At 42.6% G+C, this 17,859-nt stretch carries 18 protein-coding genes; 13 read left to right on the forward strand and 5 right to left on the reverse strand.

The window, feature by feature from the left end; translation table 11 throughout:
- The first annotated feature begins 85 nt into the window (after positions 1-85).
- From glnS to DRB05_RS17560, 7 genes are all read left to right on the forward strand, one after another.
- Entirely contained in the window at positions 86-1,750 is a 1,665-nt protein-coding gene (gene glnS, locus DRB05_RS17530; RefSeq protein WP_128728081.1) for a glutamine--tRNA ligase, read from the forward strand.
- Between the two features lie 56 nt (positions 1,751-1,806).
- The gene (locus DRB05_RS17535; protein ID WP_128728082.1) at positions 1,807-3,633 is read left to right on the forward strand and encodes a protein kinase; all 1,827 of its coding nucleotides are present in this window, start codon (positions 1,807-1,809) and stop codon (positions 3,631-3,633) included.
- 87 nt (positions 3,634-3,720) lie between these two features.
- The gene (locus DRB05_RS17540; protein ID WP_128728083.1) at positions 3,721-4,194 is read left to right on the forward strand and encodes a DUF1203 domain-containing protein; all 474 of its coding nucleotides are present in this window, start codon (positions 3,721-3,723) and stop codon (positions 4,192-4,194) included.
- Between the two features lie 144 nt (positions 4,195-4,338).
- Entirely contained in the window at positions 4,339-5,610 is a 1,272-nt protein-coding gene (locus tag DRB05_RS17545; RefSeq protein ID WP_128728084.1) for an RNA polymerase sigma factor, read from the forward strand.
- A gap of 137 nt (positions 5,611-5,747) precedes the next feature.
- The gene (locus DRB05_RS17550) at positions 5,748-6,596 is read left to right on the forward strand and encodes a YciI family protein (protein ID WP_128728085.1); all 849 of its coding nucleotides are present in this window, start codon (positions 5,748-5,750) and stop codon (positions 6,594-6,596) included.
- 86 nt (positions 6,597-6,682) lie between these two features.
- A complete protein-coding gene (locus DRB05_RS17555; RefSeq protein ID WP_128728086.1) occupies positions 6,683-7,072 on the forward strand; it encodes a YciI family protein in 390 nt (129 codons plus the stop codon).
- A 14-nt stretch (positions 7,073-7,086) separates the two neighbouring features.
- Entirely contained in the window at positions 7,087-7,440 is a 354-nt protein-coding gene (locus DRB05_RS17560) for a DUF1428 domain-containing protein (protein WP_128728087.1), read from the forward strand.
- A 67-nt stretch (positions 7,441-7,507) separates the two neighbouring features.
- On the opposite strand, the gene fur is transcribed toward DRB05_RS17560, so the two are convergent.
- The 5 genes from fur to DRB05_RS17585 all read right to left on the reverse strand — a co-directional run bounded on the left by fur (position 7,508) and on the right by DRB05_RS17585 (position 9,953).
- Positions 7,508-7,954 carry a ferric iron uptake transcriptional regulator gene (gene fur, locus DRB05_RS17565; RefSeq protein WP_010372691.1) on the reverse strand — a complete coding sequence of 149 codons (447 nt, stop codon included), beginning with the start codon at positions 7,952-7,954 and terminating at the stop codon, positions 7,508-7,510.
- Between the two features lie 103 nt (positions 7,955-8,057).
- Complete coding sequence (fldA, locus tag DRB05_RS17570; protein WP_010604714.1) at positions 8,058-8,585, reverse strand: flavodoxin FldA; 528 nt, start codon at positions 8,583-8,585, stop codon at positions 8,058-8,060.
- A 14-nt stretch (positions 8,586-8,599) separates the two neighbouring features.
- Positions 8,600-8,878 carry a LexA regulated protein gene (gene ybfE / locus DRB05_RS17575; protein WP_010372698.1) on the reverse strand — a complete coding sequence of 93 codons (279 nt, stop codon included), beginning with the start codon at positions 8,876-8,878 and terminating at the stop codon, positions 8,600-8,602.
- On the reverse strand, positions 8,878-9,099 hold the full coding sequence (locus tag DRB05_RS17580; protein ID WP_010372701.1) for a DUF2788 domain-containing protein: 222 nt from the start codon (positions 9,097-9,099) through the stop codon (positions 8,878-8,880). Before DRB05_RS17580 ends, ybfE begins: the two co-directional genes overlap by 1 nt.
- Positions 9,100-9,185: 86 nt before the next feature.
- Entirely contained in the window at positions 9,186-9,953 is a 768-nt protein-coding gene (locus DRB05_RS17585; protein WP_128728088.1) for an alpha/beta fold hydrolase, read from the reverse strand.
- A 136-nt stretch (positions 9,954-10,089) separates the two neighbouring features.
- Here DRB05_RS17585 and seqA point away from each other — a divergent pair, with 136 nt between their 5' ends.
- The 6 genes from seqA (at position 10,090) to DRB05_RS17615 (ending at position 17,531) form a co-directional block, all read left to right on the forward strand.
- Positions 10,090-10,638, forward strand: a complete 549-nt coding sequence (seqA, locus tag DRB05_RS17590; protein ID WP_128728089.1) for a replication initiation negative regulator SeqA — start codon at positions 10,090-10,092, stop codon at positions 10,636-10,638.
- Between the two features lie 13 nt (positions 10,639-10,651).
- Positions 10,652-12,289 (forward strand): phosphoglucomutase (alpha-D-glucose-1,6-bisphosphate-dependent), encoded by a 1,638-nt coding sequence (gene pgm, locus DRB05_RS17595; protein WP_128728090.1) that lies wholly within the window; start codon positions 10,652-10,654, stop codon positions 12,287-12,289.
- Positions 12,290-12,371: 82 nt separating this feature from the next.
- Positions 12,372-13,406 carry a succinylglutamate desuccinylase gene (gene astE / locus DRB05_RS17600; protein WP_128728091.1) on the forward strand — a complete coding sequence of 345 codons (1,035 nt, stop codon included), beginning with the start codon at positions 12,372-12,374 and terminating at the stop codon, positions 13,404-13,406.
- A 349-nt stretch (positions 13,407-13,755) separates the two neighbouring features.
- On the forward strand, positions 13,756-14,973 hold the full coding sequence (locus DRB05_RS17605; protein WP_095726851.1) for a thiamine pyrophosphate-dependent dehydrogenase E1 component subunit alpha: 1,218 nt from the start codon (positions 13,756-13,758) through the stop codon (positions 14,971-14,973).
- Positions 14,973-15,950, forward strand: a complete 978-nt coding sequence (locus tag DRB05_RS17610) for an alpha-ketoacid dehydrogenase subunit beta (protein WP_010604720.1) — start codon at positions 14,973-14,975, stop codon at positions 15,948-15,950. Before DRB05_RS17605 ends, DRB05_RS17610 begins: the two co-directional genes overlap by 1 nt.
- 9 nt (positions 15,951-15,959) lie before the next feature.
- Positions 15,960-17,531, forward strand: a complete 1,572-nt coding sequence (locus DRB05_RS17615; protein ID WP_128728092.1) for a dihydrolipoyllysine-residue acetyltransferase — start codon at positions 15,960-15,962, stop codon at positions 17,529-17,531.
- Positions 17,532-17,859 lie beyond the last annotated feature (328 nt).

A 17,859-nucleotide genomic window follows, 5' to 3' on the forward strand; every position in this document is an offset into this window, starting at 1 on the left:
GCGCAGATAATTGCTGTAAGTTCTGCTGAGTTTTTGTAATAATGCCGAGGTTAACTAAGAGCATAATTCAGAGGAAAGATTTCCTATGGCGGAAACTGAAAATCGCCCATCAAACTTTATTCGCAACATTATCGATGCGGATCTTGCCAGTGGCAAACATGCGTCTACGCACACACGTTTTCCACCTGAGCCAAATGGCTTTTTACACATTGGCCATGCTAAATCAATTTGCTTAAATTTTGGTATTGCCCAAGATTATCAAGGTAAGTGTAACTTACGTTTTGACGATACCAACCCAGAAAAAGAAGACATAAACTACGTTAAGTCTATCCAAGAAGACGTACAGTGGCTAGGTTTCGAATGGGATGGCGAAATTTGCTATTCATCAAACTACTTTGACAAGTTGTATAGTTATGCCGTAGAGCTAATTGAAAACGGTAAAGCGTATGTCTGTTTTTTATCTCCAGAGCAAGCGCGCGAGTATCGCGGTACGTTGACTGAGCCTGGCAAAAACAGCCCTTATCGTGACACTTCACCTGAAGAGAACTTAGCCTTATTCGAAAAAATGAGAAATGGCGAGTTTAAAGAAGGTGAATGTGTACTTCGCGCTAAGATTGACATGGCAAGCTCATTTATGGTGCTTCGCGACCCTATCATCTATCGTGTACGTTTTGCACACCATCATCAAACTGGTGATAAGTGGTGCATCTATCCGATGTATGACTTTACGCACTGTATTTCCGATGCGCTTGAAGGGATCACACATTCACTTTGTACATTAGAATTCCAAGATAACCGCCGTTTGTACGACTGGGTGCTAGATAACATCAGCATCGAGTGTCATCCACAGCAAATCGAGTTTTCTCGTTTAAATCTTGAATACACGGTGATGTCAAAGCGTAAGCTTAATGACTTGGTTGTTAATAACCATGTTGAAGGGTGGGATGACCCGCGCATGCCGACAATTGCAGGGCTTCGTCGTCGTGGTTATACACCAGCTGCAATTCGCGAATTTTGTAAGCGCATTGGCGTAACCAAAATGGACAACATGGTTGAAATGGGCATGCTAGAAGCGTGTATCCGTGACGACTTAAACGAAAATGCACCACGCGCCATGGCGGTACTTGACCCGGTTAAGCTAATCATTGAAAACTTTGATGCAGATAAAGTTGAAATGCTACAAGCGCCTAATCACCCAACTTTAGACATGGGCGAGCGTGAGCTACCGTTTACGCGCGAAGTCTACATTGAACAAGAAGATTTCCGTGTAGAAGCGAATAAAAAGTTCAAGCGTTTGGTGCTAGGTAAAGAAGTGCGTCTTCGTAATGCCTATGTGATTAAAGCTGAGCGCATTGAAGAAGACGAAAACGGTAATATTACGACAATCTACTGTAGTTACGACCCTGATACTTTGGGTAAAAACCCAGAAGATGGTCGCAAGGTGAAAGGCGTAATTCACTGGGTATCTGCTTCACATTGTATTGAAGCGCCAGTGCGTCAGTATGACCGCCTATTTACGGTACCAAACCCTGCGGCTGCTGAAGATTTCACGGAAGTATTAAACCCAGACTCTTTGGTAACCATTGCAAATGCAAAACTTGAGCCTGCGCTTGCAAACGCTAAGCCTGAACAAGGTTATCAGTTTGAGCGTTTAGGTTACTTCTGTCGGGATAACAAGTCAGAAGCGCTAATGTTTAACCAAACTGTTGGTCTACGTGATTCGTGGGCTAAGATAGAACAGCAAGGTTAACACTCAATGAGGTCGGCTTATGTCGACCTTTTTTATTGCTTTTTCTGCGTAAAATTATGTCTGAAAAATCCATCCAACACTTCTATATCAACGAACAGCAGTCCATCTACTTACTGTCTCATCATGATGCAAAAAAGCACCGTCAATGGCTGAATATCTGTAAAAAACAATTGAGCCAACTTGGCTATAAACATGTTGAGGTAATTGGCTCTGGTGCATTTGGTTTCGTATTTGCTGGTACAAGTGATATGGGTAAAGACTGGGTGTTTAAATTTTCTCGGATCACGCTTGCCCAAAGTGTGCGTGATAGGCTTGAAGATGAAGGCTATATGTTGTCGCAAATTGACAACCCGATGGTGCCAAACTTCTATGCCTTCGAGCGAGTAAAAAAGCAAGGCATTTTGATGATGGAGCGTGCCCCAGGTGAAGATTTAGAAAAGATCTCACTCAAAAAGGGCCGTTTTAAAGCGCATGAGTTGGTAAGCCTCGCGTTAAAACTCAGAAATGTATTGGTTGATTTGCGCGAGCGTCGCAACGGTATGTCTCCGCAGCCCATAGTTCATGGAGATATTAAGCCATCTAATATCGTTTGGGATGAAGCTTCCGATGGTTTCTCTTTGGTTGATTGGGGAAGCTCAGTCTATGCTCAGGTGGACGTACATGGCGAGCCTATCGCTAGCAATATCATGGATTTAATGTCATCTGATGTAAGTACGACCAACGCTCGGATGGGAGATGTGTATTTTATTGGTGATGAACAAATGTCGGGTGCACAATCTTCTCCTCGTTTTGATGAGCAAGGCGTTGCATCGACGATTTATGCACTGGCTAGCGCACAATCATGTCGCTTTGGTGCTCAGGTCATCCCTGCTAGCGCTTTGGGGCTGCCAAAAGTATTTGCGCAAGTGCTAGATGGCATGCTTAGCAAAGACAAAGCAACGAGAGATAGCGCAGGGGATTACTTTGTTCGTAATATGCCTGCAATGGCAAAAATGTATTTACCTGATTTAACGCTGTCAGAGAAAAAATCCCGCATTCCTTTTTGGACCTATGAAACCTCAGTTAAGCCTGAAACGGTCGTCTACAGCTCACGCAAGCAGTTTTTGCGTCGTGCTGATGATAAACACAATCTAAGAGACGTAAACGACGCGCAATTAGATAGATATTATAAAGAGTTTTTGTTCGATACCGGCGATACTGAGAAAGCCTTTTTGGCCTCAATTAGCAGACTGGCAAAATACCCAGTGGTTGGTGGTCTCAGTTTTCACTGGAAAGACGTGCAGTTATTTGTTGAGTCGAGTCTTATTTTACATGACGAAACATTGAGTCTTGCATTTAAAGACGCGTTAAACGCTACCGTAATGCTCGCGCAGGGAATAAAACAAAAAGGTTTGTTTAAATGTTGTTTGTTCGACGCGCGACAAACTATTCAATTGACTCGTGACGGCACTGGTGCATTCCAATTTGACCATCTGCCAGAACTAGAGTTTAGCATTAGCGATATTTCGAGCAATGAAATTACACGCCCGCATTCATACTTTGAAGACGGTAAAGATCCAGACGAGCAACTGCAGCTGCCAAGACAGATAATTCAATGCGTGTTCGAGTTAAACCAGATCCATCATACAGGTTGCATCATTTTTGAATCGTTGCAAGATAGGATGAAAATTCATTATTACTATCGGCTACTTGATGCTAATAAAGAGGCGCAATTTAAGGCGCTACTGACTCGGATCATGCAATATGCGGTTAGTATTCAAGATTATGGCGTAGCAGGGTTTATGAAGCTGCCCTATAAAAATACACGTGAGTTTGCTCTATGCGATCGTCAGCCTGACTTTTTCTTTCCCAAAAACCCCAAAACATTTGTTGTTAACACTTAGGTGCTACTTAGGTGTTAGTACCACTTCTGGCCAGTCATTAACTACTAATTCTTTACACTAATTATAGTGAAAGCAGGAGTGGTAAACATGACAACACAATTTCAAATTAACGCGATTGATTACAAACAATTTAAGCATTTATTTTCTTTAAGTGATGAAGAACTAGCGGCATTACATGCCAAGAAGCTCATGGTTGACGCTAAACCCGGCTATCCTTGTCGTGTTTCCCTACAAGAAGCCGAGATTGGGGAGGTGGTGTTGTTATTACAATATCAGCACCATACTACTTTATCGCCATATCGCTCTTCTGGGCCTATCTTTGTGAGGGAAAATGCAGTACTGGCAGAGCCTAAAGTAAATGAAGTGCCAGAAATCTTGCAAACCAGATCACTGTCCATCAGGGCCTACGACAGTTTGGGTGTAATGATTGAGGCGCAAATCGTAAAAGGAATGGAAGTTAAAGACTGCCTCCATACCATATTGGATGACCATAAAATCGAATATGTGCATATTCACAATGCAAGCCCCGGTTGCTTTAATTGCATAGCGCGCAGAGTATAGGAAAAAGAAGGTGGATCTGCCCAGGCTAAAACCAATCTGTTGAGCCTTTCAGAGTTGATGGTGTCAAGTTGAGGCTCTTACTGATTTATGAAATAGTGACTATACCAATTCAAATGGTTATAACCTAGCTGACGAAAGAAAGTGATGAGCAATCAACTCGCTTGCGATAGCAATGCTATTCGTAAGTCTATAGAAGTGCTGTACAAGCAAGAAAGCCGGAAAATTTATGCCACACTGATCCGCCTTCTAGGTGACTTTGAGTTAGCAGAAGAAGCATTGCAAGACGCGTTTAATATGGCGTTAAAACACTGGCCTACTCAAGGCATGCCAGAAAACCCAGTCCCTTGGCTGATTTCTACTGGTCGTTTTAAAGCCATTGATGCAATACGCAAACAGCAACGTCAAAGAGAAAAGCTAGAAGTTGCTACTGAAGTGGATGAGCTTTCTGATATCGCAGGTCAAGCCCAAGAGCAAAACGCCAATGTAATTGAAGACGACCAACTGCGGTTAATTTTTACTTGTTGCCATCCAGCGATTGATCCTAAAGTACAAGTTGCGCTTACTCTGCGGGAGGTCTGTGGACTAACAACAGAGGAAATTGCCAGTGCATTTTTGGTGTCTAACACAACAATGGCACAACGAATTGTGCGCGGCAAAGCGAAGATCCGTGATGCCCGTATTCCGTTCGAGCTGCCAGACGACACTGACTTTAACAACCGACTTGATGCGGTGCTCACGGTTATCTATCTGGTCTTTAATGAAGGGTATTCTGCAACACAAGGCGAACTTGCAATACGCAGTGAACTGACTTCGGAGGCCATCCGCTTAACTCGTTTACTTTATTCTCTAACGCCAGATCCAGAAGTGGCGGGGCTACTCGCCTTGATGCTCTTGAATGATGCTAGAAAGGCGGCGCGCACCAATGCTAGCGGTGACATCATTTTACTGGAAGATCAAGACCGAAGCCTTTGGAGTAAAGGTATGATTGCAGAAGGTACGCAGTTGATCGCTGAAATAATGCGCGCCGGTGAATATGGCTTTTACACCATTCAGGCGGCTATCTCTGCGACTCATGCTGTGGCGACAACCGCAGAGGCGACAGATTGGTCACAGATTGTTGAATTATACGCTCAGCTACACCAAGTGAGCCCGTCTCCTGTTATCGAGCTCAACCAAGCGGTTGCAATCGCTATGAAAGAGGGACCAGATGCGGGTATTACCGTGATAGAGCGGCTATTTGAGCACAAAGAAATGCAAAGGTATCACTTGGCTCATGCGGCTTATGGCGAACTATTATCTCGTGCTGGCAGAACGGCTAGTGCGATTAATGCATTTAAAACGGCTCTCAATTTAACAACGCAATTACCAGAGCAAAGGGTTCTCAAACAAAAGCTTCTCAAGCTCGGTGAAAATTAATTAAGAAAATTCTCCTTACTTTGTCGATCTCTAGAGAGTGCATTCGACTAGAGTGTATAGAGCACTTTATTTATCAAAACCGCAGGTAATCTTTGGTTATTCAGCTCTATTTATGAAAGATATCAGGAGAATTGACGATGAAAGTAATGGTGATTGTAAAAGCAAGTGAAGGGTCTGAAGCAGGGGGGCTACCAACCGCGGAATTAATGGCTGCGATGGGAGAATTCAATAATGCATTAGTTGATGCTGGAATAATGACTTCTGGTGACGGTTTGAAGCCGAGTAAAGAGGGAGTTCGCGTTCGTTTTAAAGGCGAAGAGCGCATTGTAACTAAAGGGCCTTTTGCAGAGACTAATGAGTTAATTGCAGGTTATTGGGTATGGGAAGTAACATCAATGGAAGAGGCGCTAGAATGGGTTAAGCGCTGCCCTAATCCTATGAATGAGGAATCTGATATTGAAGTTAGACCGTTTTATGAAATGGCTGATTTTGCAGGTATCGACCCCTGCGGCGAAATCCTCGAAGACGAAGAACAATTAAGACAAAAGATTGCGATGCAAACCGCGCATGTTTGCAATTATTTATTCTTTGCAGGGCGTACCGAAGAGGCACTTGAATACTATCAACAGCATCTATGTGCCAAAGTCGGTCTGCTTATGCGTTTTAACGAAAGTCCAGATCCTATTCCTGATGGTGCGATACCAGAAAACTTCTCAGATAAAGTAATGCACTGTGAGTTTAGTATTGGCGATATGAATATTTTTGCATCTGACGGCTGTGGTGGTGATGCACCGTTTGCAGGATTTAGTCTGTCTATAACAATTGATTCTGAACAAGAAGCTCACCGAGCATTTAATGCGCTAGCCGATGGTGGTACGGTCAAAATGCCATTACAAGAAACATTTTGGTCCCCCCTGTATGGTCAGGTCGTCGATAAATTCGGTGTGGCGTGGATGGTGATGTTACCCAGTAACGCTGCTAATTAACCTTGATCACGAAATAGCTAAGTTAAAAGCGAGCAGCATAAGACGCTAGCTATTCAGATACCAATTAATAAGGAGCTGGACATACTATGAAATATGTAGCTTTGGTTTATTACGATGAACAATCAATGGAAAAGCTCTCACAAGATGAATGGGACGCACTGAATCGTGAATGCATCGCGTGTGGAGAATCATTAAAAGAGCGCAAGCAGATGATAGGCGGTAACGCCTTACTCTCAACTCAAAGTGCGACAACACTACGGATACGAGCGGGTAAAGTCGATATTACCGATGGTCCATTCGCAGAGACTAAAGAGCAGCTTGCGGGCTTTTATTTACTTGATGTTAAAGATCTAAATGAGGCCATCCAAGCGGCTAGCAAAATTCCGCCAGCGCGTTATGGCAGCATTGAAATTCGGCCTGTTCGCGAGTTGCAAGACGAGAATAATGTCAGCTATGAAGCACAAAGACGAGGATAATAGAGAGGTCAAAAATGAGTTATATCGATGGTTTTGTATGTGCTGTACCCACCAATAAACGTGAAGAATATCAAGCGCACGCCAGTAAAGCGGCAAAAGTGTTTAAAAAATTTGGAGCAGAGCGCGTTGTCGAGGCCTGGGGGGATGATGTTCCTGATGGAACGCTTACCTCTTTTCCACTGGCTGTAAAGTGTAAGCCTGATGAAACTGTGGTGTTTTCCTGGATCACTTGGCCTTCAAAAGAAGTCCGTGATGCTGGAATGGCAGAAGTATTTAAAGATCCTATTTGCGATCAAGAAGCTAATCCAATGCCGTTTGATGGCAAAAGGCTTATCTATGGTGGCTTTAGGACAATTGTGGAATGCTGAGCTACTCTACAAAAAAGCCAGCAACTTGTGCTGGCTTAATAATGCTTAAATAGGCGAAAAGGGTAGGTTAATTACCATTTTCCTCAGCGTACTTTTTGCACGCTTCTTTATCTTCACACTCACCATAAAGGTATAGTGAATGGTTAGTCAGTTTGATACCATTGCTGTTAGCAATTTCTTCTTGGCGTGTTTCAATAACGTCATCCTCGAATTCGACAACTTTGCCGCATTTCAAACATACCAAGTGATCATGGTGAGTGCTGCCAGACAGCTCGAAAACAGATTTACCGCCTTCAAAGTGGTGACGTGTTACAATACCAGCATCATCAAATTGGTTTAGTACGCGATATACCGTAGCTAGGCCAATTTCTTCACCTTTGTCTAATAAGATCTTGTACACATCTTCTGCGCTGATGTGCTGATTATCAGGAGACTGAAGGATCTCTAAAATTTTGATGCGTGGAAGCGTTACTTTTAAACCAGCCTTTTTAAGCTCTAAGTTGTGATCAGTCATTAAATCTGTCTCAATCTGTTAGTTATAATTTGTCTTAGGTCAATATTCACGACGCTATACCTAAGAATAACTTGCTCGGGCAGCAAGTGCAAAGCAAATGGAATTAATCTTCCAGCTCGCTTAAGCACATTTCATCATATACTTGTGCACACCATTGTTTAACACGTTGCTCTGTTAGTTCAGGCTGACGGTCTTCATCAATACCAAGACCAACAAACTTACCGTCTTCAACGACAGCTTTTGACGCTTCAAAATCATAACCATCGGTAGACCAATGACCAACCACAATTGCTCCGCGCTCGGTAACTATGTCATTAACCATGCCCATCGCGTCAAGGAAATACTCTGCGTAATCTTCCTGATCGCCACAGCCAAAAATTGCAACTAACTTACCTTCGAAATCGACTTCTTCAAGCTCAGGGAAAAAATCATCCCAATCACACTGTGCTTCGCCGTAATACCAAGTTGGAATACCGAATAGTAGTAAATCAAATTCGGCAATCTCTTCCTTACTGCTTTTAGCAATATCTTTTACGTCTACGAGCTTTTTACCCAGCTCTTTTTGAATCATTTTAGCAACGTGTTCTGTGTTACCAGTATCACTGCCGAAAAAAATACCTACGCTTGCCATTAATTGCTTACCTTCTATCTATTAACCGCTAACTTTTCTTGTAAGATGGTCTCGATGAGTGCACTTCGACTAATGTTTTGCGACTCTGCCATATCACTTAGCGCTTGATACAACTCTGATGAAACCTTAAATTCTACTCTTTTCAGGCCACGAGCACGATCTCTTTTGATTTGATTGCGCTTGTTAACCTTTAACTGCACTTCTCGTGGCAGTGGATTTGTCTTGGGACGTCCGGGACGTTTTTCATTTTCAAATAGGTCGATAGTGGTTCTATCTGTTTCAGCCTTGGCCATTATCCAACACCTGCGCCTTGCCAAAACACCTGGATCAAGCCTTTAGCAATAAATCCAGAACAGCCTAGAAATAACACTAGCCATACGATGTAGCGTCCGAACTTTGGTACATCACCTTTTTTCAGTACGTCCTGAATAGCCATACCGATGAAAAAGAATATACCAGCTAGTGCAAACCATAGCCCTAGCGTTTCAAATTCATTTATAAATTGACTGACCATCTGAGCTCTACTCAATACTTAAACGGCGGCTACTATATCACAACCTAAATGCATAAATTAAGTTTATAACGGTAATTCGATTCGTTTTATTGAAGAAAATCAATAATTGAGCGATTTACTGCTTCAGGTTTTTCTGCGTGTAGCCAATGGCCTGCACCTTGAATTATTTTTGCTCGCGCATTTGGAAAAGAGCGAGCTATTGCATCCCTATGCTCAGGCAGGATGTAGTCAGAATTATTCCCTTTAATAAACAAAGTATCGCACAAACAGGAATGAGTTTCATTAATGTTTGATGTAATTGTATCGTATTTTTCAGTAATTACGTCTAAATTAAAACGCCAAGCAAGTTTGCCTTGTTCATTTTTTGCTAAACTTTTGAGCAAAAACTGACGCACGCCGACTGTTTCAATATACTGCGACATGATGGCATCTGCTTCACTACGACTGGATACATCACTTTCTTGTACTTCGTTCAGCGCAGTAATTATTGCATCATGCCTAGAGTGATAATCAACAGGTGCAATATCTAATACGACAAGTTTGTTGACGCTTTCAGGGAATAATTGGGCAAATTGCATTACCACTTTACCACCCATCGAATGGCCAACGAGGTTTACTTTATCCAGCTCTAACTCTTCCATTAGCGCCTTGACGTCATTTGCCATTATTGGATAGGACATTTGCCCATCATGAAAAGAGCGACCGTGATTTCTCAAATCGACATTAATCACATTGAAATGTTCGGCAAGTGCTTTTGCCACCACATTTACATTTTCCAAAGAACCAAATAGTCCGTGCATAACAAATACACTAGGTTTGGCTTGGTCGCCAATTTGTTGATAGTTTAACTGCATAAATCCTCCAAATTTGGCGCTAATTGTGACATCGAAGAGTAAAAATGCAAAGCCATAGAGTAATAAGTTAAATTTGGATATACTAAGTGGCAATTGAAATGAGTTGCTCCTAATTAGCATAGATGACAGGAAACGCATGAAAAAGATAGAAATAGATGACGAGCTATATCAATACATTGCAAGTAACACACAAAGTATTGGAGAAAGTGCTTCTGAGATTTTGCGTCGTTTATTAAAACTTACTCCTGGGACAGAATCTAAACCCGTCGTACAGCAGGAAGAAAAACAAGTACAAGAATTGGCCGCTGAGTCGCAAACAAAAACACCAAACCAAACGGTAAAGCCAGCAGCGAATGTCTTTAATATTCTTAATAAAGAAGAGCTCGCAATGCAAAAGGGCGTAGTCGGGCGCTTTTTGTTTATCCTATCCGCGCTCCATCGTACACATAAATCCGAATTTAATAATGTGCTTGAAATTAAGGGTCGCGATAGAATTTATTTTGCTACGAGTAAAAATGCACTACTCGAAAGTGGCAGCAGTATGAACCCGAAAAATATCGCAGACAGCGAATATTGGGTGATGACAAATTCAAATACGACTAGAAAGAAAATGATGCTTCATGAAGTAGCTAAGGTGTTAGGTTACACAGATGAAGCTGCCGAGAAAATTAGAGACTACCTATAAGTAAGGAAATCTTATGGCGATCCATCCACAAGCTGGCAACAAGGTATCGAAAGAATTATTGGTAAATGTACCAAAATTGGTTTCATCGTACTATTTAAATGAGCCTGATTTAGAAGCACATCCAGAGCATTGTGTCGCCTTTGGCACAAGTGGTCACCGAGGTTGCTCACTTAATTTTAAGTTTAATGAGTCGCATATTCTGGCCATCACTCAAGCGATTTGTGACTACCGTAAAAACAATAATATTTACGGTCCGCTTTTTCTTGGTAAAGACACTCATGCGTTGTCGGAGGCCGCTTTTAACTCGGCTATTGAGGTTTTGGTTGCCAACGAAGTGCAAGTTATCACACAACAAAATGATGACTACACTCCAACCCCAGTGATCAGTCATGCGATTGTCTCGCACAATTTAACCAATCCACACGAACTTGCAGATGGTATTGTGGTGACGCCATCACATAACCCGCCAGAAGATGGCGGGTTCAAATATAACCCACCAAATGGTGGACCTGCCGATACTGATGTTACCAAGTGGATTGAAGATAGGGCTAATCAGCTACTACTTGAAGATTTGGTTGAAGTTGAGTTATTCCCGTTTGCAAAAGCGAGAAGATCTGGATTTATCAAGTATGAAGATCTGATCACGCCATATGTCGAAGACTTGGGTAATATAATTGATATGGAAGCTATTGCTCGAGCCGGAGTTAATATTGGTGTGGATCCTCTTGGTGGTTCAGGTGTTAATTTCTGGCCGGTGATCGCCAAACACTATGACTTGAAGCTCACGGTTGTAAATGACGTTGTAGACCCGAGTTTTTCTTTTATGCCACTAGATAAAGACGGCAAGGTGCGGATGGATTGTTCATCGCCTTTTGCGATGGCTAATTTGATAGCACTAAAAGACGACTACGATATCGGTATTGGTAATGACCCAGACTTCGACAGACATGGCATTGTCACGCCTGATGGCCTGATGAATCCTAATCACTTTTTAGCGGTTGCAATTGATTACCTCATTAAACACCGAGGCTGGAAGAGCTCAGTAAAAATCGGTAAAACTTTGGTATCTAGTGCCATGATTGACAAAGTGTGTGGCGCAAATGGTCGAGAAGTTTACGAAGTGCCAGTTGGCTTTAAATGGTTTGTAGACGGTTTAGCGGCTGGAGAACTCGCGTTTGGTGGTGAAGAGAGTGCTGGCGCTGCGTTTTTAAGAAAAGATGGCACTACATGGTGTACAGATAAAGACGGTTTTATCATGGGGTTACTTGCCGCTGAAATCCAAGCTGTTACCGGTAAATCGCCATCTCAGCATTATCGCGCTTTTGAACAAGCATTTGGCGCACCTGTATACAAACGTATCGATGCACCCGCAAGTACTGAGCAAAAAGCAAAGCTCAAGGCATTGAGTGCGGACAACATTAAGGCGGACACCCTAGCAGGTGATAAAATTACTCAGATATTAACCAATGCCCCTGGTAACGGCGCGGCTATCGGTGGCCTTAAAGTCGTTACCGAAAACGGTTGGTTTGCGGCGCGTCCATCGGGCACTGAAGATATCTACAAAATTTATCTTGAATCATTTAAAGGTGAAGCGCATTTAGCTGAACTTGAACATGAGGCAAAGACATTGGTTGACTCAGTGATTAGTTAACAAAAAGCTTCTACAAGCCATACTCCTCGTATGGCTTTTTTGTATCCCAATGCGGATTATTCAACAATATCAATTTGGAATTATGACGTACTTAGCAGAATTAAAACAAAGCGGTGACTTTCTTACTATCACAAGAAATAACGAATTTACACTTGAACCCGTGAACTTCACTTTAGACAACGGTACCTTGGTGGAAGTCCATGATACTGGTGTGATCCAGTTTACGCCCGCAGGTGAAACAACGAAAGATATTGTGCTATCGAGCGCTGTGCACGGTAATGAAACCGCACCAATTGAAATATGTGACGAGCTTATCCAACATATTATTACTGGTAAACTGGCGTTGGCACAACGGGTGTTGTTTATTTTTGGCAACCCGAAATCCATTAATATTGGCAAGCGTTTTGTCGATGAAAATCTAAACCGCCTATTTAACGGTGCACATAATCAAGAAACAGATAATCCTGAAAAGGTCAGAGCTCAAAAGCTAGAAGGTTATGTTAGGGCTTTCTTTGAACAAGATGACGGTGAGCGCTATCGTTGTCATTACGACCTTCACACTGCTATTCGGGGATCTAAAAACGAGAAGTTTGCAGTCTATCCATTTTTACATGGTAAGCCATGGAAGAAATCGCAGCTGCAATTTTTATTGTCATGCGGTGTCAATACCGTATTAATGATGCGCTCGGCTGCGACGACATTTAGTTACTTTTCTTCTTACCAGTTTGGGGCCGACGCTTTTACTATCGAACTTGGACAGGTTAAGCCGTTTGGTGAAAATAACATGGCGAGCTTTGCAAAAACCAAAGAAACGCTAAAAGCATTAATTAGCCAAGAAGAAGTAGAATATAAAGAATTTAATGCAAATGACTTCGAGCTGTTTACGGTTTATCGCACCATCAATCGTACTCAAGCAGAATTCTCTTTCCCATTCCCTGATTCTGCTGAGAATTTTACAGGCTTTGCAAAAGGTGAATTACTAGCGACAGACGGAGATAAGCAGTATTTCGCTGAAGTTGAGGGCGAAGCTATTATCTTCCCAAATGCCAATGTTGCTTTGGGGCAACGTGCATTACTAACGGTTATCCCGTTAGAGGTTGATGAAAACTTTATATAAATCATAGATGTAAAATTCTACTTGCCTTCGTATCAAAATCTTTCCAAAAACATTGATGCATTTTCACGGTTATTCATCTAGGATTAGTTGAATAACGTTTACGTTAACGTAAAGTTGAAACGCTTTAATTTAATTTACTTACTTAAATCGCAAATATTATTCAGTCTTTGATAAGTTGTTAGACCAGTTATTCATACTAACCACAAATGTGATCAAGACCAATTAACACAATCATAAATGCGAGGTGAGTTAAGACTCTTTTCGTCTTACGCAATCTGAAGCCAGATCTCGTATGAGGAAGTCGGGTTGAACTCCGTAAGTTTGTTATGACAACAAGAGAAGGTAGGTTATGACTAACCCCAATAATATATCCTTAAATATCAGCCACGCGCTGGAATTTATAGATGGTCATGCACTCAATATCCCTACATTACAGATTTTAAGTGACCAAGGCGATGTTTTAGACGGTGCAACAGCACCAGATATTGACAAAGAAACGGCATTAAGAATTTATTCAACAATGCGGTTTATCCGTTTACTTGACGAGCGTATGCAAGGTGCTCAGCGTCAAGGACGCATTAGCTTTTACATGCAATGTCTTGGCGAAGAAGCTGCTGTTACGGCAAGTGCCGCAGCGCTTAAAGAAGATGACATGATCATGGCTCAGTACCGTGAGCAAGCCGCAATTCACTATCGTGGTTTTTCGCTTGAGCAATTCATGAATCAGTTATTCTCGAATGAGAAGGACTTAGGTAAAGGCCGCCAAATGCCTGTGCATTATGGTTCTAAAGAATTACATTACCTGACTATTTCGTCGCCGCTAGGAACGCAAATTCCTCAAGCAACGGGCTATGCCTACGGCCAAAAGTTAAAACACATTGATAAAGAAACCGGCGAGCTAACGTCTGAAATCGATAACGTCACGATTTGCTATTTTGGCGAAGGTGCTGCCTCAGAAGGTGACTTCCACGCTGGTCTAAACATGGCCGCGGTACATGGTTCACCGGTTATCTTCTATGCACGTAATAATGGTTATGCGATTTCAACACCTGCGGATGAACAGTTCAAAGGTGATGGTATTGCCGCTCGCGGTGTGGGCTATGGTATTAAGACCATCCGTGTGGATGGTGCCGATGCGCTTGCCGTTTACGCCGCGACACAAGCCGCGCGTAAAATCGCAGTTGAAAACGGTGAGCCTGTGATGATTGAGTCTATCGCATATCGTTTGGGTGCACATTCAACTTCCGATGACCCATCTGGTTACCGTACCAAAGATGAAGAAGCTGAATTTAAGAATAGTTGTCCAGTAAATCGATTTAAGCAATGGCTTCTAAAACAAGGTTGGCTAGATGAAGCCCAAGATGATGCGGAAAAAGAGAAAATCCGTGAAGATATCTTGGCTGCATTGAAGGTCGCAGAGAAAGTACAGAAGCCTGCATTAGAAGATCTGGTCTCAGATGTTTATGACACGCCAATTCCATCGCTGCAGAAGCAATATGATGAATTGAAAGCGCATATTAAAGCTTATCCAGACGCATACCCAGTCACAGCAGGGAGAATTAAATAATGGCTAAAATGAACATGCTACACGCCATTAATTCGGCGCTAGATATCACGATGGCGGAGCATCCGCAGGCTTGTATTTTTGGTGAAGATGTCGGCTACTTTGGTGGTGTATTCCGTGCAACGTCAGGCCTTCAAGAAAAATATGGTAAACACCGTGTTTTTAATACGCCATTGACCGAGCAAGGTATTTTGGGTTTTGCCAATGGTCTTGCAGCGTTTGGTGCCCCTGCGCTAGCTGAAATTCAATTTGCGGATTATATCTTCCCAGCATTTGACCAAATCGTGAACGAGTCGGCCAAGTTCCGTTATCGCTCGGGTAATGAGTTTGACGTGGGTAACTTAACAATTCGTACGCCATACGGTGGTGGTATTGCAGGTGGTCTATATCATTCACAATCACCAGAAGCTTACTTTGCGCATACACCTGGTCTTAAAATTGTAGTACCGCGTAACCCGTATCAAGCAAAAGGCCTACTACGTGCTGCCATTAAAGACGATAACCCGGTTATTTTCTTTGAACCTAAGCGCTTATATCGCGCTTCTGTTGGTGAAGTACCAGAAGAAGATTACAGCATCGAGCTTGGTAAAGCCGAAGTGATTAAAGAAGGTACCGATATAACGCTATTGGCTTGGGGCGCGCAGATGGAAATCATCGAACAAGCGGCGCAAAAAGCTGAAGAAGCAGGTATTAGCTGCGAAATAATCGACTTAAGAAGTATTCTTCCTTGGGATATGGACACGGTAGCCAAGTCAGTGGTTAAAACGGGTCGTTTGGTCGTGAGCCACGAAGCGCCAATCACAAATGGTTTTGGTGCTGAGATCGCAGCAACCATACAAAAAGAGTGTTTCCTGCATTTAGAATCTCCAATTGAGCGAGTTTGTGGATTAGACACGCCATATCCTTTAGCACTTGAAAAAGAATATGTGCCAGATGCACTGAAAGTGTTCGCCGCTATCAAACGTTCTATGGAATTTTGAGGATAAGTTATGGCTAAAGAATTTATCTTACCAGATATTGGTGAAGGCATCGTAGAGTGCGAAATCGTCGAGTGGTTGGTGGCTGTTGGTGACGAAGTAAAAGAAGATCAACCTATTTGTGACGTAATGACGGATAAGGCGCTAGTGCAGATCCCTGCGGTACATGATGGTGTGATCACCAAGCTGCATTACGAAAAAGGTGAAATTGCAAAGGTCCATGAACCTTTGTTTGCGATGGATGTTGCCGGCGAGCAAGCTACTCAGTCAGAACAACCGGAAGCTCAATCCTCGCCAACTACTTCAACCAATGCAGTACTTGAAGATTTTATTTTACCAGACATCGGTGAAGGCATTGTTGAGTGTGAAATCGTTGAATGGCTTGTCGCTGAAGGCGATGAAATCAAAGAAGATCAGGCCGTTTGTGATGTAATGACTGACAAGGCTCTAGTGCAAATTCCAGCTAAGTACGATGGTATTGTTGAGAAACTCTATTATCAAAAAGGCGAGATAGCACAGGTGCATAGTCCGCTATTTCAAATGAAGTTGGCGTCCTCTCACGCTGGAAAATCAGACGATCCAATCGCTGATGTTCACAAACCTAAAGAAAGTACAGCACACACAACTACTGCGAGCAATGAGGCCACGCGAAGTTTGCCGAAAAATGGTAAAGCAATCGCCTCTCCAGCAGTGCGCCGTAAGGCGCGCGAAGTTGGTGTTGATCTTTCTGAAGTCCCTGGTTCTGGTAAAAATGGTCGTGTGTATAAAGAGGACATCGAACATTTCCTTGAGCACGGTGTAAGTGACTCTTCGACCTCGAATGAAGCTAGCACAACGGTACAGTCTCAAACGCAAAAGCCAACTCCTATCTCAGAAGGTGGGAAAAGAGTTGAGCCTTTACGTGGTATGAAAGCGGCGATGGCCAAACAAATGGTGGCCTCTGTATCGACGATCCCACATTTCACTTACTGTGATGAGATTGACTTAACCGATTTAATTGCGCTTCGTGGAGCTTTGAAAGAGCAATATGCTAAACAAGGCGTGAAGTTGACGATGATGCCATTTTTTATTAAGGCGTTGTCACTTGCAATCAACGAGTTCCCAATTCTTAATGCAAAAGTAAATGATGACTGTACGGAAATCACTTATTTTGACGACCATAATATTGGTATGGCGGTGGACAGCAAGCTGGGTCTTCTTGTACCAAATATTAAATCATGCCAAAGCAAATCGATTGTTGAAGTTGCCCAATCTGTTACTGAACTGACAGAAGCCGCTAGGGAAGGGCGCGTATCTCCTGATTCACTGAAAGGCGGTACTATCTCAATCTCAAACATAGGGGCTATTGGTGGTACGGTTGCGACACCGATTATCAATAAACCTGAAGTTGCTATCGTTGCACTTGGCAAGGTTCAGCAGTTACCACGCTTTGATGCACAAGGTAATGTGGTTGCGCGCTCTATCATGCAAGTAAGTTGGTCTGGCGACCATCGTATTATTGATGGTGGCACGATCGCACGTTTCAATAATTTATGGAAAACCTTCCTAGAGGAACCGGCTAAAATGATGATGGCAATGCGCTAACCCTTGTTTTTGCTAGTTTCTACTTGTTGTAAAGGGCCTTTACGGCCCTTTTTCGTTTCTCATGCCAATTGGGTTATGTACCTATCTGTATTTAAAAGCTTTGATGGCTTTGGTCCAATTTTAAGCCCGCTCGGACTTATAACAGTTGTATTAAGTAAATGATCTATCTTTAAGCGGGGAAATAGCTTTAGTAGCACCGCTCTCGCGGCCTGCTACCGCTAAGGTACCTATCTCCCATATAGGCAAGGCAAAAATTTTGCTATTTAGTTGTTCTAAATGAGAAATTTTTAACGAAGCTAATATGCTATTTCACCCTTCAAATTGATTA

It is taken from the genome of Pseudoalteromonas sp. A757, assembly GCF_004103285.1.
In the GTDB taxonomy this organism is placed as follows: domain Bacteria; phylum Pseudomonadota; class Gammaproteobacteria; order Enterobacterales; family Alteromonadaceae; genus Pseudoalteromonas; species Pseudoalteromonas galatheae.

Coding starts and splice junctions, on each gene's coding strand:
- glnS (WP_128728081.1), top strand. CDS start 86: ATGGCGGAAACTGAAAATCGCCCATCAAACTTTATTCGCAACATTATC.
- DRB05_RS17535 (WP_128728082.1), top strand. CDS start 1,807: ATGTCTGAAAAATCCATCCAACACTTCTATATCAACGAACAGCAGTCC.
- DRB05_RS17540 (WP_128728083.1), top strand. CDS start 3,721: ATGACAACACAATTTCAAATTAACGCGATTGATTACAAACAATTTAAG.
- DRB05_RS17545 (WP_128728084.1), top strand. CDS start 4,339: ATGAGCAATCAACTCGCTTGCGATAGCAATGCTATTCGTAAGTCTATA.
- DRB05_RS17550 (WP_128728085.1), top strand. CDS start 5,748: ATGAAAGTAATGGTGATTGTAAAAGCAAGTGAAGGGTCTGAAGCAGGG.
- DRB05_RS17555 (WP_128728086.1), top strand. CDS start 6,683: ATGAAATATGTAGCTTTGGTTTATTACGATGAACAATCAATGGAAAAG.
- DRB05_RS17560 (WP_128728087.1), top strand. CDS start 7,087: ATGAGTTATATCGATGGTTTTGTATGTGCTGTACCCACCAATAAACGT.
- fur (WP_010372691.1), bottom strand. CDS start 7,954: ATGACTGATCACAACTTAGAGCTTAAAAAGGCTGGTTTAAAAGTAACG.
- fldA (WP_010604714.1), bottom strand. CDS start 8,585: ATGGCAAGCGTAGGTATTTTTTTCGGCAGTGATACTGGTAACACAGAA.
- ybfE (WP_010372698.1), bottom strand. CDS start 8,878: ATGGCCAAGGCTGAAACAGATAGAACCACTATCGACCTATTTGAAAAT.
- DRB05_RS17580 (WP_010372701.1), bottom strand. CDS start 9,099: ATGGTCAGTCAATTTATAAATGAATTTGAAACGCTAGGGCTATGGTTT.
- DRB05_RS17585 (WP_128728088.1), bottom strand. CDS start 9,953: ATGCAGTTAAACTATCAACAAATTGGCGACCAAGCCAAACCTAGTGTA.
- seqA (WP_128728089.1), top strand. CDS start 10,090: ATGAAAAAGATAGAAATAGATGACGAGCTATATCAATACATTGCAAGT.
- pgm (WP_128728090.1), top strand. CDS start 10,652: ATGGCGATCCATCCACAAGCTGGCAACAAGGTATCGAAAGAATTATTG.
- astE (WP_128728091.1), top strand. CDS start 12,372: ATGACGTACTTAGCAGAATTAAAACAAAGCGGTGACTTTCTTACTATC.
- DRB05_RS17605 (WP_095726851.1), top strand. CDS start 13,756: ATGACTAACCCCAATAATATATCCTTAAATATCAGCCACGCGCTGGAA.
- DRB05_RS17610 (WP_010604720.1), top strand. CDS start 14,973: ATGGCTAAAATGAACATGCTACACGCCATTAATTCGGCGCTAGATATC.
- DRB05_RS17615 (WP_128728092.1), top strand. CDS start 15,960: ATGGCTAAAGAATTTATCTTACCAGATATTGGTGAAGGCATCGTAGAG.